The 15874-nt window shown below is 38.0% G+C and carries 17 protein-coding genes; 5 read left to right on the top strand and 12 right to left on the bottom strand.

The features are described 5' to 3' along the window. Positions 1-9: 9 nt before the first annotated feature. From BQ5321_RS12990 to BQ5321_RS12980, 3 genes are all read right to left on the bottom strand, one after another. The gene (locus BQ5321_RS12990) at positions 10-1887 is read right to left on the bottom strand and encodes a sensor domain-containing diguanylate cyclase (protein ID WP_071394888.1); all 1878 of its coding nucleotides are present in this window, start codon (positions 1885-1887) and stop codon (positions 10-12) included. Positions 1888-2080: 193 nt separating this feature from the next. Then, the gene (locus BQ5321_RS12985) at positions 2081-2488 is read right to left on the bottom strand and encodes a VOC family protein (protein ID WP_071394887.1); all 408 of its coding nucleotides are present in this window, start codon (positions 2486-2488) and stop codon (positions 2081-2083) included. A 132-nt stretch (positions 2489-2620) separates the two neighbouring features. Next, positions 2621-3499 (bottom strand): thermonuclease family protein, encoded by an 879-nt coding sequence (locus BQ5321_RS12980; RefSeq protein ID WP_315970105.1) that lies wholly within the window; start codon positions 3497-3499, stop codon positions 2621-2623. A 635-nt stretch (positions 3500-4134) separates the two neighbouring features. On the opposite strand from BQ5321_RS12980, the gene BQ5321_RS12975 reads away from it, so the two are divergent. Then, positions 4135-4431, top strand: coding sequence for a HesB/YadR/YfhF family protein (locus BQ5321_RS12975; RefSeq protein ID WP_071394885.1), 297 nt, complete (start codon positions 4135-4137; stop codon positions 4429-4431). A 226-nt stretch (positions 4432-4657) separates the two neighbouring features. Here BQ5321_RS12975 and BQ5321_RS12970 read toward each other — a convergent pair whose 3' ends face one another. After that, positions 4658-5029, bottom strand: coding sequence for a hypothetical protein (locus BQ5321_RS12970; RefSeq protein ID WP_071394884.1), 372 nt, complete (start codon positions 5027-5029; stop codon positions 4658-4660). A 413-nt stretch (positions 5030-5442) separates the two neighbouring features. On the opposite strand from BQ5321_RS12970, the gene queF reads away from it, so the two are divergent. Together queF and BQ5321_RS12960 are read left to right on the top strand one after the other, a co-directional pair. Then, positions 5443-5940: a preQ(1) synthase gene (gene queF, locus BQ5321_RS12965; RefSeq protein WP_071394883.1), complete on the top strand. Its 498-nt coding sequence runs from the start codon at positions 5443-5445 to the stop codon at positions 5938-5940. A gap of 13 nt (positions 5941-5953) precedes the next feature. Next, positions 5954-6481: a VUT family protein gene (locus tag BQ5321_RS12960; protein WP_071394882.1), complete on the top strand. Its 528-nt coding sequence runs from the start codon at positions 5954-5956 to the stop codon at positions 6479-6481. Positions 6482-6610: 129 nt separating this feature from the next. On the opposite strand, the gene BQ5321_RS12955 is transcribed toward BQ5321_RS12960, so the two are convergent. Continuing rightward, positions 6611-7804 (bottom strand): MFS transporter, encoded by a 1194-nt coding sequence (locus BQ5321_RS12955; protein ID WP_071394881.1) that lies wholly within the window; start codon positions 7802-7804, stop codon positions 6611-6613. A gap of 328 nt (positions 7805-8132) precedes the next feature. Then, entirely contained in the window at positions 8133-8564 is a 432-nt protein-coding gene (locus tag BQ5321_RS12950; RefSeq protein ID WP_071394880.1) for a hypothetical protein, read from the bottom strand. 228 nt (positions 8565-8792) lie between these two features. On the opposite strand from BQ5321_RS12950, the gene BQ5321_RS12945 reads away from it, so the two are divergent. Further along, positions 8793-9416, top strand: coding sequence for a nitroreductase family protein (locus BQ5321_RS12945; protein ID WP_071394879.1), 624 nt, complete (start codon positions 8793-8795; stop codon positions 9414-9416). Between the two features lie 53 nt (positions 9417-9469). Here BQ5321_RS12945 and BQ5321_RS12940 read toward each other — a convergent pair whose 3' ends face one another. The 5 genes from BQ5321_RS12940 to BQ5321_RS12920 all read right to left on the bottom strand — a co-directional run bounded on the left by BQ5321_RS12940 (position 9470) and on the right by BQ5321_RS12920 (position 13678). Next, entirely contained in the window at positions 9470-10732 is a 1263-nt protein-coding gene (locus BQ5321_RS12940) for a hypothetical protein (protein ID WP_071394878.1), read from the bottom strand. A 273-nt stretch (positions 10733-11005) separates the two neighbouring features. Next, the gene (locus tag BQ5321_RS12935; protein ID WP_071394877.1) at positions 11006-11716 is read right to left on the bottom strand and encodes an MOSC domain-containing protein; all 711 of its coding nucleotides are present in this window, start codon (positions 11714-11716) and stop codon (positions 11006-11008) included. 64 nt (positions 11717-11780) lie between these two features. Continuing rightward, complete coding sequence (gene modB, locus BQ5321_RS12930) at positions 11781-12461, bottom strand: molybdate ABC transporter permease subunit (RefSeq protein ID WP_071394876.1); 681 nt, start codon at positions 12459-12461, stop codon at positions 11781-11783. After that, complete coding sequence (gene modA / locus BQ5321_RS12925) at positions 12442-13263, bottom strand: molybdate ABC transporter substrate-binding protein (protein ID WP_071394875.1); 822 nt, start codon at positions 13261-13263, stop codon at positions 12442-12444. Before modA ends, modB begins: the two co-directional genes overlap by 20 nt. A 106-nt stretch (positions 13264-13369) precedes the next feature. Then, entirely contained in the window at positions 13370-13678 is a 309-nt protein-coding gene (locus BQ5321_RS12920) for a hypothetical protein (protein WP_071394874.1), read from the bottom strand. Positions 13679-14104: 426 nt separating this feature from the next. Here BQ5321_RS12920 and rbr point away from each other — a divergent pair, with 426 nt between their 5' ends. Next, a complete protein-coding gene (gene rbr, locus BQ5321_RS12915) occupies positions 14105-14638 on the top strand; it encodes a rubrerythrin (protein WP_071394873.1) in 534 nt (177 codons plus the stop codon). 195 nt (positions 14639-14833) lie between these two features. Here rbr and BQ5321_RS12910 read toward each other — a convergent pair whose 3' ends face one another. Further along, entirely contained in the window at positions 14834-15814 is a 981-nt protein-coding gene (locus tag BQ5321_RS12910) for an NADPH:quinone reductase (protein WP_071394872.1), read from the bottom strand. Between the last annotated feature and the right edge of the window lie 60 nt (positions 15815-15874).

Genomic DNA, 15874 nt, shown 5'->3' with positions numbered 1-15874 from the left:
CTGGAGATACTAGCCCCCTTTCTGGATGATTCCACCTACTAGAGCTTCAGCTCCTGCCATCTCGCCTGTAAAAGTATCCACTTTGGGTTGATAGTATAGAGAAAACTCATCATTCCTTATTGCATTCCTCAAGTCATTTTCTAGATTAAAAAGTTGATACGTTTCACTATTCAAAGACTTTGTGAAGAATTGAACATTGTTTTTCCCTAAGTCTTTTGCACGATACAACGCAACATCAGCATTACTTTTTAATTCACTTAATGTTTCCCCATCATCGGGAAAAATGTTGCCCCCTATGCTTGTGGAAATATTAATATCATAACCCTCAATTTGAAACGGTTTTTCGATCTCCCTAATTATTTCCTGTCCTAATGCCAAATAGTCATATTCTTGAATATTCGTTAAAATAATAGCAAATTCATCCCCACCAAGTCTAAAAACCAGATCGTTTCCAACTAGGGTTGAAAGTCTTTCCGATATTGCTATAAGAAGACCATCTCCGATTTCATGGCCTAGAGTATCATTTACAAATTTGAATCGGTCAATGTCCAGATAATACAAAACAAATTTATCTTTTTTAGAGATGAACTCCTCTAATTTTTGATCAAACATCCTTCGATTATAAAGCTTTGTCAAATAATCATGGTTCGCGATAAAGTTTATTTTCTCCTCATGTTCTTTTCTTTCACTAATATCCTGAACAATCCCATCCAGCCTTATTAATTCTCCATTTGCCCCTATAATCGGAAAGGTTTTATCCTCGAGCCATCGTACTTCAGCATGTGCATTTATGATTCGATATTGTTGAGATACGATTTCCCCATGAAAAAGTGAATTTAGATGATGACGATAATTTTCCATGTCGTCTGGGTGTATGAGTTCTTCCCATGTCTTTTCTCCAGTTAAAAACACTTCCGGATGATATCCGGCAATCTGTTCAATCGCTGGTGAAACATAGACAATTTGGTTTAGCGTATAGTCCATTGACCAAAGCCCAACATCTATATTTTGGGCGATCTTTTCAAACTTTTCCTCACTTTCCTTCAGCTTGCTTTTGGTAAGAACCTGATCAGTAATATCATTCGCAATTCCTATAATCCTGGAAATCCTTCCATGCTTATCTTTCTTTGCTTCCGCTGTTACTCGTAGGGTAATCATATGGTCATCTAACAGTTTAACCTTATATTCTAAGTCCATTTTTCCGCCGCTGTGTTTAATTCGCTGGAAATGATGGTCAAAATACTCCCGATCCTTTTGAAAATAAATCATTTTTAGCAGGTTTTCATAATTAATGACTACCTTTTGCTGATTGTCAAAACCTAAGATTTCTTTCAGGGACTCCGAACAAAATAGACAATCTGTCTCAATGTCATAGTCCCAACTGCCAATTTTTGCTACCTGTTGAGCCAAATTCAAGCTGTTTGTCACCTTTGTTAATTCTAATTCCTTCTGGACAAGCTCTGTTTGACTTTTGGCAAATCCAAAGACGCCAACAATTTCATGCTTCCATTCTATTGGAATGATTTGGGCAGATAAATGTACGATTTGTCCATTTTTATGAAGCACTTCACAAAGGTAATTCTGGGGTTCTCCCTTCAAGGCACGTTCAAAATACTCCTGAATCGTAGGTAGGTGCTCTTTTTTTAAAAAGTGAGAAAAGTTGCTTCCAATTATGTCACGTGGTTTATATCCAATTACCTCTTCCGTTTTATCATTAATATCTATCAGGTTACCTTCTCTATCCATAGTGAAAATGGCGTCAGGATAATGTTTATAAAGTAAAGTATAATAATCCATCATGAATCCATTTGAATGGGTGTTCATGTCATCTCGAATGTGAGAGACCATAAATTTTCTTAATGACTCATTTTTAGAATCGAATGTCAAGAGGGTCCCTCCTACCAATCAATTTACCTTTACTAAATCACATCGCTCATTTCGGATATATTATATCCTTTATTGTGATAATAATAATGATAAAATATGTATCTTTTTCCAGTTCAATAATAAAGAGCGCCTATCCCCATCTTGATTTAAAGAAAGTGATAGGCGCTCGCTACCTTATGTAAAGGTTTAGGAGTTAGGCCTCATGACTAAATTGCCATTTGATATGGTATTTATCTGTCAAGCTGCCATAGCATTTGCTCCAGGGAGTTTCTTGCAGCTCCATTTCAACAGAGCCTTCCTCTTTTAGCTTTTCAAACGCCTCTCTGATTGCTGCCTCATTGTTACTCACATAGGCAAGTGTAAAGTTATTACCGGTTTGATAAGGCATCCCTGGGTAATTATCCGAAAACATCAATTTCGTTCCTGCTATCTCGAGGAACGTATGCATGATCAAATCCTTTGCTCCTGGAGGTATTTCATCGTCAGAATGTATGGAGCCGAAAGTCAGGAAGGTAGGTTCCTCAAGTCCAAACACATCTGCATAATATAACACAACCTCTCGGGTATTTCCGTCAAATATTAAGTATGGATTTATTGCCATTTAGATTCCTCCTTAAATTAGCATGGTTGTTAGACCCAAATCTTAACAAAAAATCTACCGTAAAATCAAACCTCCGAAAAAGCGCCAGGCACCTTTCATTTTTCCGGAAGGTGCCTGGCGCCCTTATTTATTCTATCTCTGACTGGCCCGAAAACCCGCTTGCTCTGCTTCTTCTTTGCTACAAAAATATTTTTCACCTTTAGAGGTATCTATCTTTGTTACATCATAAAATTGCTGGCCTGGCATATGATAAATCTTATCTCCATTTGAAGAAATATTGCCTTTGATTGTACAATCGCCTGAAGGCTGTTGGGTTGATTGATTTGGGGTACTCGTTTCTGCTTGCTTCCCTTCTATGATTTCTTCATGAAAGCCGTCCTCTTGGGCATAATTCTCCACACTCCAAATCCCAACTCCCTGCTGTTGAGCTTCCTTTTGAATGGCATAATATTGGTCAACATATTTAGTGTTGGGTGCATAGACATAGGCCACTCTTGCTAACCCATTTCGCAGCAGCTCTTCCTGGACGCTTTTTCCATCAACATATAAGTAATACAGCAGACGACCATATTTATCACGATCACTAACATCCTTTTCAAGCTGTATTGTCTTTCCCTCTAGCAATTGCTTCGTAAATGTTTTGGCTTCTTGTCCAAAGGGCTGTTCACCAAGACGAGGATGGTTGGTTTCAGGAGTGTCTACTAGTAAAAATCGAACCGCTTCAACCTGACCATTTATTCTTACTTTAATAGTATCCCCATCCGTGACAGACACCACTTCTGCATCAAATGTCTTTCGGTCTGTTGGTGTTTCTGACGTTTTAGGTGGGTCCTCGTTTACCGGCTCCTCAATGGAAGTGTCGTCTGTCTCCGGTGGTGCTTCCTCTTGCTGTATGACCTTCGTTGCTTTGTCCTTTTGATCCGTATTTAAGTCCTCGCTTCCGCATCCAAACAAAAACGTTATGGACAACAAAAGGGACATACTCCATTTAATCTTTGTCAATCTATACACTCCTTTGTAACCTTACTAGGCATCTTCTCTATTATATTGGGAGCTGCCTCAACGATTCTATTGAACTTATCTATCATAACACACTTTAAAAACGATGATGTTTGTAAGCAAAAAATTATAGAAACAGCTTGTCGGATAGTTGAAAAATAGAAAACGCAACCTTATTTGAAGGTTGCGTTCGTTACGATTACGAATAACAGCATAATTTAGTCCGTAATCCATTACTATATCATAATTAGTCTTACGAATATGAAATATTATTTCGTTAAACCATGTGGTTGAGGATAAAATATTGACTAAAATAGCAGGCTACTTCTATTTTAATCCTTTGGTCCTCTTATTAATTTTAATAATGTCGCAACAAAACAAATCATTAGAATGATAGTTAATGTCCAACCGAAGCTATCAATAAACTGCATTCCCTCTCCTCCTCAGATATGTTTTCATTACTTTAACATACCTTTTCAGAATATTGGTTATTTTCTACAAAATAAGATAGAATGTTACAAATTTTTGCGATATGGAAGTGACGCTTCAACTTAGTTACATTAATCAAATTCGACGGGCGAATTTGATTAAAAGCTAATCCTTATGAAAATACTACCATTGAGGATTACAACAGGAGGAGTTCACGGATGCAAATGGTTATTCATGATACCGCTTTAAAATGGTTCAAGGAGGAGATGGGGTTGGAAGCAGGTGAAAAGGTGAAGTTTTTTGCCAAAATATATGGATCAAGTCCTGTTCAGGAGAATTATACACTTGGCTTTACAAGAGATAATGAACCAATTGATGTGGGCGTTTCGGTTGAGAAGGATGGAATTGTCTTTTATGTGGAGGCTAGCGATATATGGTATTTTGATGGGCATGATTTACATGTTCATTATAATGAAGCCATTGATGAGGTTGAATTTGAATATATAAAGCCATAGAAAAGAATCGCCATTTAGACGGCATGATTTGGTGTCTGTATATGGTTAGCTTAGCGGAAAGAGGTCATCAGTTTTGGATTCTGATGACCTTTTTCTTCTATCACTAAGCGGAAAGGTCTCAGATGTGAAATCTGGTTCCCTTGCTCAATTTTCTCTAAATGAAAAAGTCATTAAATTTGGTTGATGATACCGTAATGGGTATTATTATCAGCGCATTTGTCCATTATCATCTAAAGTCTAAATCCCATATCCCTTCCCAGTAGGAGTCACTCACACCAAATAATATGAAAAGTGATTGGAAAATGACGAATAGGCCGTAAATGGCAGGTCCTAACACAAAAATGGTAATAAAGATGATTTCAAATACTTTGTTGAAATCAGAAAACATGTGACCGTCCTTCCAATCTGAAACGATATCCTTATAAAATGTGAATAAGAAATATGAAACAAGCCCAGCGAGAATGGCTAAAGCAATATAATATCCCTTTCTAATGGCAACGATGAAAATGGGATTCCAGCCTTGATTTTCAAAATAGGTATATCCATCGTTGATTAGAAAAGCAAATAAAATCGCACCGGCAAATATTAAAAAAGGCACGACCTGCCAAAAACTGAATTTTTCTTGCTTGGTTTTATACTTTTTCTTTTTTAGACTGATTATCCTTCATCCTCTCAAACAATTATTTCGAGCCTATTCTAATCATATCCAAAGGTTATTACAATACTTGAATGGTTTTGTTGTTTCACTATGTGAACCTATCGCAGTAGATAGGGATTCATTTTGCTTGAATCTAATTTTCAGTTTTCTATTGACACCTACTTTGTCCTTCCTTTATAGTTGATTTTGTTAATGAATAGAATAAACCCGTTTGAACGGGAGAGGTTCATAGCAGAAACCCTCTATAAAAAACTATGGTGCAAACCATATTCTCTAATCGATATGGTTTTTTTTTATTGAGTTTCTCTGCTAACCTTCCTGCTCCATCCGGGCTATATAGGGAGGATTTTTTTATGTCTGGACGTCAAAAAGATGAATTAGAGAATATTACATTATTAGGAAATCAAGGGACAAAATATTTATTTGATTATTCTCCTGAGATATTAGAGGTTTTTGATAATAAACATCCGAATCGGGACTATTTTGTCAAATTTAATTGTCCTGAGTTTACGAGTCTTTGTCCAATTACAGGTCAGCCTGATTTTGCAACGATTTATATTAGCTACATCCCTGGCGAAAAAATGGTCGAAAGTAAATCACTCAAGCTATACTTATTTAGCTTCCGGAATCATGGCGATTTTCATGAGGATTGCATGAATATTATTATGAATGACCTAATCGAGTTAATGGACCCAAAATATATTGAAGTTTGGGGTAAATTTACGCCAAGGGGTGGCATCTCCATTGACCCTTACACAAACTACGGACGACCAGAAACAAAGTATGAAAAAATGGCGGAATATCGCTTGATGAATCATGATTTATATCCTGAAAAAGTGGATAATCGATAAGGAGGGGTTATAAATGAGATTAATAGTGTATTTAGTTGCAATTGTCCTAGCCAATGTGGTGACGGCTAAATTTGCCCCTCTAGAATTGGGTATTTTTCTCATTCCGATGGGATCCTTTCTTATTGGAGCGACCTTTATTTTTCGTGATTTAGTTCAAAATAAATATGGTAAAACGAAAACCTATCTATTTATTCTGCTAGCTTTAATTCTATCAGCGATTTCTTCTTCTTTACTTGGTGATACATTATGGATTGTATTTGCTAGTGCGTTGAGCTTTGCTGTCTCAGAAACCACTGATACGGAGATTTATTCAAGATTAAAGCTGCCAATGAATTTACGCGTCTTGTACAGCGGCTTAATTGGCGGATTTTTAGATTCAGCGATTTTTGTTGTCGTTGGATTGTCTCCCATCGGTGCGGGTATATTACCGTGGAATGTGATTTGGATGGCGGTATTGGGCCAAGTGGTCGTCAAAACCATTATGCAGTTCCTTGGGGTCCTAGTGCTGCAGTTGGCAAGTGTAAGAAAAGAAGTTTATTAACGAACATACAAGCTAGTTAATAAGTTTATGAGAACAAAAAAACCCGACTTACTATTTTATGGTAGTCGGTTTTTTTTGTTCAACACTATACAGAAGCGATCCAATATCCATGGGGATACTTAGGAGAATTCAGTACTGTCCTGACATTTCTTTACTGGCTTTTTTACCATGAACTAAATAGTAAACAGGAATTAAAAAGAAAATCGTAATTCCTAAAACGATATACGTGGTATGGAATCCGACCTGTTCGACAATTAAACCAATAAGATAAGCACCGATTCCTAGCCCTGCATCCATGCAAATAAAAAAGGTTGAAATGGCTAAGGCTATTCGATGTGGCGGTGATACTTTTACAGCAAGTGTTTGCATGCTAGACATTAATGTTCCGTATCCAAAAGCTAAAAACACTCCTGCAAGTAAAAGAATAAACCCGCTCTTTGCAAAGCCAATGAATAAGAAGCTAATCGCAAAGAATACCATTGACGGATAAACAACGATATTTTCACCTTTAGTATCAAATAATTTTCCTGCAATGGGCCGACTTATTAATAGAAAGATGGCATAAACAACAAAGAAATAAGATGCTGCTTCTGTTAGCTGAATCTCAATGGCATACGAATTAATAAATGAAATAATACATGAATAGGCAATACCGCTAATGAACATGAGCAATGAAATCGGAAGAGCTTCCTTTTCATAGAAATCACTCAATCTAAATCCCTTTTTCATGTTCTCTTTTTGTTCAGGCGTTAATTCAATCTCTGCTATGGTTCCTAATGACGTTGATACCAATGCAAGTGCACTAAAGACGATGCAAAAAATAAACATACTGTCATAACTAAAATGATTGGTTAAAAATAAGGCTAAAAAGGGTCCGATGGCTGTTGCGGATGCGGTGCTTAAAGAAAAATAACCTGTACCCTCGCCTCGTTTATCATGTGGCAGTGCCTCCATCGAAACCGTAATCAATACCGTTGTTGAAATACCGAAGGCAACCCCATGAATAAATCGGATTATCATTAAAAATTCCATGCTTGTGACAATTAAATAGGTTATCGATGATAGTAAAAATAAGCATAATCCACTATATAGCATTTTTTTACGCCCTATTACATCGATATATTTTCCGGCAAATATTCGGGCAACGAGCGCCCCAATAACAAAGATACTTGCCGCAAATCCAGCACTACTTTCTGATGCTTTGAACTGCTGGATAGCAAATACAGCCATGGATGTCATTAATAAGTAGAAACTTATTGCCACCAAGAAATTGGACGTTAATAAAAGTATATAATCCCTCGTCCAAATTTTTCCGTTTTCCATTATTCTATTCTCCCCATTTCAAAAAACACTTTGTGCTTTTTTTCACTTATACCATATTTATCATCTATGCCTCTTATGCCAATTCCCATTTGTTCCAACTATTAATCATACAATTAAGTACGTCATGATATATATATTTTATTAATGATTTTAAATAAAATAAAGAAGCAAATGCTTTCTGTAAAACAAAAACGCGAGAAGTGTGTGATCTCGCGTTACATTCTAGGAGCTTAATATCTAAAATTGCATACTTAAAACGAACACAAAGGATGCTGACTATATAAATGCCGATATGGAAGCTCTGCTATGATGACATAGTGACCATGCCCTATGATTTTGATCGAAACCGTTGATTCGTAGGTTTACTATTTTTCTTATTTACTAGATTATGAATCCCTTTATGAATGGCTTTAATGAGTAGAAAAGCGGCAAAAAACAGGAGAAATCCCCATAAACCAATGACAGCATCGTCAAACTCCATATTCCCTCTACCTGTGATTTGCTGCTGAATCTCGATGGCAAACACAATGACCACCATGACGGTGAACGTATAAACAAATGAAATCGCGGTTATTCCAAACTTTGAAAGGTATTTGAAGAATATATGGGTGCAGCCAAATATACAGATTCCGATCAATCCCATAATCCAAAGATGCAGGTCCTTATCCGTTAGCTCTAAGCCCGCAAAATCCATGACATCTAGTATAATGTCATGCATGGTGTTAATGATTTCTGCTAGTATTAATATGATTTCTTTCATATGATTCCCCATTTTTTTGCTTATTTATCTATTAATAATAACAGAATGTGTTGATTTTTCCATCGCCCTCAAGTATGAATTCATCTCATCCTTCAGAACGGTCCTTCTCTATACCTAGAGTTCAAAACTAGAAGAAAGAATAGGAAAAAGAAAAGCAATATATTTGATGATAAAAATAATCTATGAAATAATACCAATATTCTACAAAATATGACAGGGAGAATTACGATGACAAACATAAAAGAAAAAACTACTAGTAAAGATTTTTATTCTGCTATAAAGGAAAGACGTTCGTATTATTCCATCAATAATGAACCGATTGTTTCGGATGATAGAATTGAAGAGATTATGAATATGGCTGTTTTACATAATCCTTCCCCGATGAATAGTCAAAGCTCGCGAGTTGTTTTATTAACGGGGAAATATCATTATAAACTATGGAATTTGACGAAGGAAACGTTAAGGAAAATCGTCCCTGCTGAAAATTTTGAACCGACCGAGCAGAAAATAAATCAATTTAGAAACGGCTATGGAACGGTTTTGTTTTTTGAGGATCAAGAGGTAGTCAAAGGTCTTGAGGAAAAATTTGAATTATATAAGGACAGCTTCCCTGGATGGTCACTACAGACATCTGCTATGCTTCAAAATACAATATGGACAGCTTTAGAGGTGGAAGGCTTTGGTGCTTCCCTGCAGCATTACAACCCATTGATTGATGATGAAGTGAAAGAATTATGGGATATTCCAAGTCATTGGAAGCTCATTGCCCAAATGCCATTTGGTAAACCAACGGCACCTCCGAAAGAAAAACCAATTCAAGCGATTGAAGAACGTGTTTTAGTTTTAAAATGATAAAATGAAGGGGAAACACTATTTAGCGTTTCCCTTTTTTTCTCCAAAAATAGTTATGTAGTAGATGTGGATCGTTGCGGCATTATAACAAACCCCTTTGCTTGCCGTGTTTTTAGGATTTTTATCAGCTGGTCCTGAAGTGAAGCCTGACATGTTACCTCAATAATCACTTCACTTTTACGACTTGCAAGTGCCTTTATTTTCTTTTTATTAACCGCTAATTCGATGATCAATCCCAAGATAAAACCACTAAGAAAACCTAATAAACCCCAAATGATAGGTCCCCAGTGCCATATGAAACCATATATCCCTCCTAGGACGGCAAAAATCGTTCCACCCATCATTGCTCCATCTAGAACACTCCTCCCATCTACACGATGGATCGTGTCAATAATATGTACTTGGGAATCAAGGTTTTCTAGAGGTAATGCCACGATATTCTGCATGGGCACTCCCAGTTTTTCTATATCATGAATGACCATTTCGACAAAGGGTGAATGGTCCATGGAAGCGACTATTTTTGTTGAATGGTCTTCTATCATCATTGGTTGTGTCAAGTTTGTATCCCTCACTCTAAGAAATCGTATCTGCTCGATATCATATAGTGTATTATTTTCAGTGACCGATACATACCCCTGATAAATGGCAAAAGCGTACATAGAAGGCAAAAATAAGAACCACTGCCAATCTACAATGGAGGTTGCTTGCTCAAATTCCCCTAGGAATGAATAAAGAAAGGTACGAACAGCCTTAGCCTTATAGCAAACAAATATCCACCACGCCAAGATGAATGTCCCAACAACCGTACTGCCGCCATATAATTGCCCCAACCCGGGTGTAAAAATCGACCAGAGCGAACCCATTATAGGACTTTTTTTGTCAAGTGTGACAACATCAAAAAAGCTCACATCTGAAGGCGTTACAGGAGCATCCTCAATTTCAGCCAGAACATGGCTTTTTTTGATTTCAACCGCACAGCGGTAGCTGTCCCAGATGCAATAGATATACACGGCCACATAAAGCAGAGCCCAGTCCTGATTTAAGATCGCCTTCGCTTCTTCAAATCGGCCAAGAAAGGAAAAAGCAATCGCCATGTTTAAATGTGATAGATTGTTAACTACGAGCTCCCAGACAATGAGAATTAATCCATGTAGATACTTCCCGATGAACATATGTCCAAAGCCAGGGAAAGCAGCCGACCACCAGGCGGCAATCCAGGGAGGACGCGGATAGACCGAATTAATCCCAAAGACTGATATCCTTCCTTTTGAATAGCGCGGTTTAATCGTAGCTGACTGAAACTTCTGATGTGGCATAGAAAATGTGATCTCCTTTGGTTCAATGTCCTTTATTAATCTTTCCAACCAGTGTTGGTGTTATTCGGTTACTCTTCCATCTTTCACCTTATTGTATGACCGTTTCTTGCCTGATAGAGCTTTTCTAAAAGAAATGAGAGCAAGTAAAGAAAAAAATGATTTTTTAAACAAGAGGGTTAACTTAAAGAAAAGACAATATCCAAAATGAATATTGTCTTCTGGGCAGATGGAGCACTGTGCAATTTCTTGACCGAGCATGGATTCAAGGTCTGCTTAATTCAAATTCGGGCCAAATACCCGTTTATCAATCGAACCATTTTCTCCGGCTGCCCGCTTATGTAAGGTTTCTCTCCAGTTTATTGCTAATAGATCGCAAGAGGCCAGTTCTTCAGCCAGCTTTCGGTCTTCTTTTTTCACGTGCATGACTTTATTACATTTAGCAATTGTCCATTGTGGGTATGGCCGCTCCAGCAATTCCAGCTTCACTTGTTCCTGGACAAAGGCCTCCTGCAACACTCGAAAATACCAGCCTGTTCTGCCTGATTTCTGGATTTGTAAAGCAAAATCAAGCAAGCGAAAACGACGTGCAGGCTTCCAGCATGGCTGACGCGGCTGGGATACTTGAATAATTGCTTCACCAAATTGGAAGGTATCGCCGATACAAACCGTGTTTTCATCCATATGACGAACAGCCAGATTCTCTCCCATTGAGCCTATCCCGATGGCTTCTAATGCTGGTTCTTTTCGCCATTCATCATAATGGTGAATGGAATAGGCAAATAGGGCTTTTTCTTCCCCGCCGTGGTTTTTCGTGTCTGCTACCTCATCACCCTTTAACCCCGTTTTGGACAGCCAAATTTTTTCATGGATTCTGTCCTTAAACATTCCGCTTTCCCATTGTCTGTCCATAGGGTTCATTGCATGAGGCTGGCCCAACTTTTTCACTTTTCCGGCAAACAATCTTTCAATATAGGGTTTACTCATTTGCTATCTTCCTCTTCAAAAATGACTTTTAGAATGTTTGAAATAGATTTTTCCCAGCGTTTCTTTAGTCTTGTTTCACTCGGACAATGAGCAGCATGATAAAGGAAATAATGACAATGGAAATCACCCACAACCATGCCATACCCATTTGACCAGAATCAATCGCGATATAGATTGCTGTAGGAATCGTCTGGGTTTCCCCCGGAATGTTCCCTGCAAACATCAAGGTTGCGCCAAATTCGCCCAATGCCCGTGCAAAGCTTAAGATACTACCGGAAATAAGAGCCTTTGATGCTAAAGGCACAGAGATTAATAAGAAGATTCTCCATTCGTTCGCTCCATCCACTCTCGCTGCATCTTCTATGTCACGATCTACGCCTTGGAATCCTGATTTGGCGGATTGATACATCAGTGGAAAGGCTACAACGATGGACGCAATCACAGCTGCATACCAAGTGAAAATAATCGGCTGTTTAAAAAGCCATTCTATGGCCTGTCCAACCCAGCTATTTTTGCCAAATATGACGATCAGGAAAAATCCAACAACTGTTGGTGGTAGAACCATCGGGAGCATCAGCAGGGTTTCCAAAACCGCTTTCCCCTTAAACGTTCTTCTAGCGAATATTCGTCCAATCCATGTTCCTAGTAAAATAACGATAACACCTGATATCGTAGCGATTTTAATAGATAACCAAATGGGACTTAAAAATTCATGCATCGTTTCGTTATTTAGTAGTAAATCCATATTCCTCAAATACCTTTAAAGTCTCATTGGTTTGTACATACTCGTAGAATTCTTTTGCTGCTTCGTAATGGTCAGTATCCTTTATAATCGCCACTGGATAAATAATAGGTGTGTGTGTGGCAGGATCGGCCGACGCAATCATTTCTATCTTCTCTGAAACTAAGGCATCCGTTTTGTATACAATTCCTGCGTCAACATTTCCGGTTTCCACATAGGATAATACTTGACGGACATCCTTTGCCAAAACAACTTTTGACTCGATATCCTTCCATAGACCCGTCTTTTCAAGTGACTCTTTTGCGTATTTTCCCGCAGGTACTGTTTCGGGAGTTCCGATGGAGATTTTACCTACGTCAGATTTCTTAAGATCCTCGAATCCTTTAATCGATTGATCCTCTTTCGGGACCACTAAAACGAGTTCATTTCCAAGAAGGTCCAATCTGTCTTTTTTTGCAATATTACCTTCTTCAACCAATAAATCAAATTTATCCTCTGCAGCTGAGAAAAATAGATCAACCGGTGCTCCTTGTGAGATTTGCTGTTTTAAAGAACCCGAGGCTCCAAAATTGAATTTCAATGTTACTTCAGGATGTTCCTCTTGATAGGTCTGCCCGATTACATCCAGTGCATCCTTTAAACTAGCAGCTGCTGAAATAGTTAGATCAACCTTTTCCTTCCTTTCAGAAGCGGTTTGTGTTTCCTCTTTGACTGACCCTTGATTAGGGTTCTGGTTATTAGAACAAGCCACTGTAATCATAAGTAATAATAAGAGACTGCTAACAACCTTAAACCTTTTTTGCATGTTTCCACCTCGACCTTAGTTATAACTCATTATCTTATTATAACTAATTCTAAAACTGAATGTAGCATTCTTTACTATGTATTAGCTTGTTAAAGTTGACGGATGTTTACGATGTTATCTGCTTAATCCATAGATATTTGTTTCTTTTAATCGTTATATACCAAATGATAGCGAGAAATTTGAAGTCTCTTAATCCACCACACTTAAATCTTAGCGTTTCGTTATCTCGAATTCCAAACTCCAATTTATTACTTCGACACCAATCAATTTGCAGGTATAGTGTATGTAAGCCTGGTTTTACTGGATACTCAAAGGCTCCTTGTGGTCTAATCGAGCCAACCACTTCTTCATCCAATATCACTTGATAGTTTCTTAGTCTATCAGCCCAGCTGACTGCTCGTTTAATCTCAATCATGCTTATCTCCCTTCTATGCTGTTATTGTCCTTATCCTATGAAACTTCTAATGGACAAGAATAGTTTTGCTTCTCGCTATATTTTAACATAAATCACAGTGACAATAGTTGTTATCACTGCGTAATTGGACTACGACATCACTTGTAAGTAATCAAATTCCCCGTCGAATTTGCGTCCGGATTACCTGAGCTCGCTCGGGTAAACTACCGCTGAATGAAGTTAAAATGGAACCGATGAGAAGCTTTAATAAAATTAGTTTTGAAATCTTTGAATTTTTAATGACAATCCATAAAATCGATGGTTTGGCTTCTTATTCTTAGTTATTCTATATAAGAAAGGTGAAAGGATGCTACCGGATTTTATAGACAGAATATGTTAACTGGTGGCTGTCACAATTGTACAAAATTCTTGGAAGGAGAAGTGGCGATGAACTTAAAAGGAACTAAAACAGAAGCAAACTTGAAAGAAGCGTTTGCAGGTGAATCTCAGGCAAGAAGCAAGTACACTTATTTCGCATCCGTTGCAAAAAAGGAGGGCTATGAGCAAATAGCTGAACTTTTTACCAAAACAGCTGATAATGAAAAGGAACATGCAAAGCTTTGGTTTAATGCGCTTGGAGAGCTTGGTGATACCGCATCCAATTTACTTCATGCAGCGGAAGGTGAGAATTACGAGTGGACCGATATGTATGAAACCTTTGCAAAGGAAGCGGAAGAAGAAGGTTTTAAGGTACTTGCAGCACAGTTCAGAATGGTAGGACAAATTGAGAAAGCACATGAGGAAAGATTTCGTTCCCTTCTGAATAATGTAGAGATGAAAGCAGTATTTGAAAAGAGTGAAGAAACTATGTGGGAATGCAGAAACTGTGGACATCTTGTAATCGGAAAGAAAGCGCTTAAAGTTTGTCCGGTCTGCAAACATGCTCAAAGCTTTTTTGAAGTGAGAAATGAAAATTATTAATCTTAAGTGATTCCGAAACCTAAAATGCTCAGTATATTTACATATTTAAAATGAATGATTTCAGAAGTTTCTTTTATATTTAATATGAACTCGAATCTCGTTAAGCTTATTCTGTACAATTTAGACTAAACAAGAATTGAAAAGGCGCAATCATCTGTCGATGTTTTTGCGCCCTGGTCTCCCTTGTTACCTTTTTTATATAATAAAACTTAAAACAATCTTCCCATTTCCAATCCCTCTAGCCTGCTGTTCAAAGGCCTGAGATGCTTTCTGTAATGGCAAAATGGTACCAATCATCGGCCGTAGTGCACCCCTTGTTAGCATATCGATGACACCGTGAATGCTTTGTTCATATTCATCTTGCCTTGCGTTCCAAAGGGCGGTTCCTAAAATATCACATTCCTTTTGCATGGCAAGTCGTGGATTGATTTCGATGGAACCACGATTTCCAATTACGACGATTTTACCAAATGGTGCAATCAGCTTTAAGTCTGTTTCTAAATTAACGTTTGCTAAAAATTCAATAATGACATCAGGTCCTTTGCCATCCGTTAAGGCTAGCGTCTCATTAATCGTTGCTTCTGTCACATGATCAATGACCACATCTGCACCAGCTTGCTCAACCAATCTTTTACCCTCTGGCTTACTTGCAGTTCCTATCACTTTAGCTCCGTGGGATTTTGCCATTTGTACAGCCTGTAATCCAACCCCACCACTCGCTCCATGAATCAGCACGGTTTGACCAGGCTTTACAGAGGCACGTTGAAATAATGCCCGATAGGCAGTCAATGCCGGTATGCCTAATGCCGCCCCTTGTTCAAAAGAGACGTGCTCTGGTAAGGGATGAACGATTGTTTGATCACATACTACTTTTTGGGCAAATGTGCCAGAATGATATCTTCCTTTGAAGGACGCTATAAATACACGATCACCCACACGTACATTTGAGACTTCTTCTCCAATCGCTTCTACGATGCCTGCACCGTCTACCCCTGGGATATAAGGCAGCTGTGGGACTGTCGCATATGTACCTGTTAACGTATAGGCATCTGCCGGATTCACACCCGCTGCAAATAAACGAACACATACCTCTCCCTTGCCTGCTTCTACATCCTCAACATCTGTAAAGACTAATTTTTCAGGTCCACCAAACTCTGTTACTTGAATGGCTTTCATTTTATCCCCCCTAAAAATGGTTTCCTAAGTAGATTATACATAACCTTTTTTCTTTATTTG

It is taken from the genome of Bacillus tuaregi (genome assembly GCF_900104575.1).
Taxonomy (GTDB): domain Bacteria; phylum Bacillota; class Bacilli; order Bacillales; family Cytobacillaceae; genus Bacillus_BD; species Bacillus_BD tuaregi.
This window is presented reverse-complemented; position numbering and strand designations above follow the sequence as displayed.

Excerpts from the sequence above, each read along its gene's own strand:
- BQ5321_RS12985 (WP_071394887.1), bottom strand. The coding sequence starts at position 2,488 with ATGGCAATAAATCCATACTTAATATTTGACGGAAATACCCGAGAGGTT.
- BQ5321_RS12975 (WP_071394885.1), top strand. The coding sequence starts at position 4,135 with ATGCAAATGGTTATTCATGATACCGCTTTAAAATGGTTCAAGGAGGAG.
- queF (WP_071394883.1), top strand. The coding sequence starts at position 5,443 with ATGTCTGGACGTCAAAAAGATGAATTAGAGAATATTACATTATTAGGA.
- BQ5321_RS12960 (WP_071394882.1), top strand. The coding sequence starts at position 5,954 with ATGAGATTAATAGTGTATTTAGTTGCAATTGTCCTAGCCAATGTGGTG.
- BQ5321_RS12955 (WP_071394881.1), bottom strand. The coding sequence starts at position 7,804 with ATGGAAAACGGAAAAATTTGGACGAGGGATTATATACTTTTATTAACG.
- BQ5321_RS12950 (WP_071394880.1), bottom strand. The coding sequence starts at position 8,564 with ATGAAAGAAATCATATTAATACTAGCAGAAATCATTAACACCATGCAT.
- BQ5321_RS12945 (WP_071394879.1), top strand. The coding sequence starts at position 8,793 with ATGACAAACATAAAAGAAAAAACTACTAGTAAAGATTTTTATTCTGCT.
- BQ5321_RS12940 (WP_071394878.1), bottom strand. The coding sequence starts at position 10,732 with ATGCCACATCAGAAGTTTCAGTCAGCTACGATTAAACCGCGCTATTCA.
- BQ5321_RS12935 (WP_071394877.1), bottom strand. The coding sequence starts at position 11,716 with ATGAGTAAACCCTATATTGAAAGATTGTTTGCCGGAAAAGTGAAAAAG.
- modB (WP_071394876.1), bottom strand. The coding sequence starts at position 12,461 with ATGGATTTACTACTAAATAACGAAACGATGCATGAATTTTTAAGTCCC.
- modA (WP_071394875.1), bottom strand. The coding sequence starts at position 13,263 with ATGCAAAAAAGGTTTAAGGTTGTTAGCAGTCTCTTATTATTACTTATG.
- BQ5321_RS12920 (WP_071394874.1), bottom strand. The coding sequence starts at position 13,678 with ATGATTGAGATTAAACGAGCAGTCAGCTGGGCTGATAGACTAAGAAAC.
- rbr (WP_071394873.1), top strand. The coding sequence starts at position 14,105 with ATGAACTTAAAAGGAACTAAAACAGAAGCAAACTTGAAAGAAGCGTTT.
- BQ5321_RS12910 (WP_071394872.1), bottom strand. The coding sequence starts at position 15,814 with ATGAAAGCCATTCAAGTAACAGAGTTTGGTGGACCTGAAAAATTAGTC.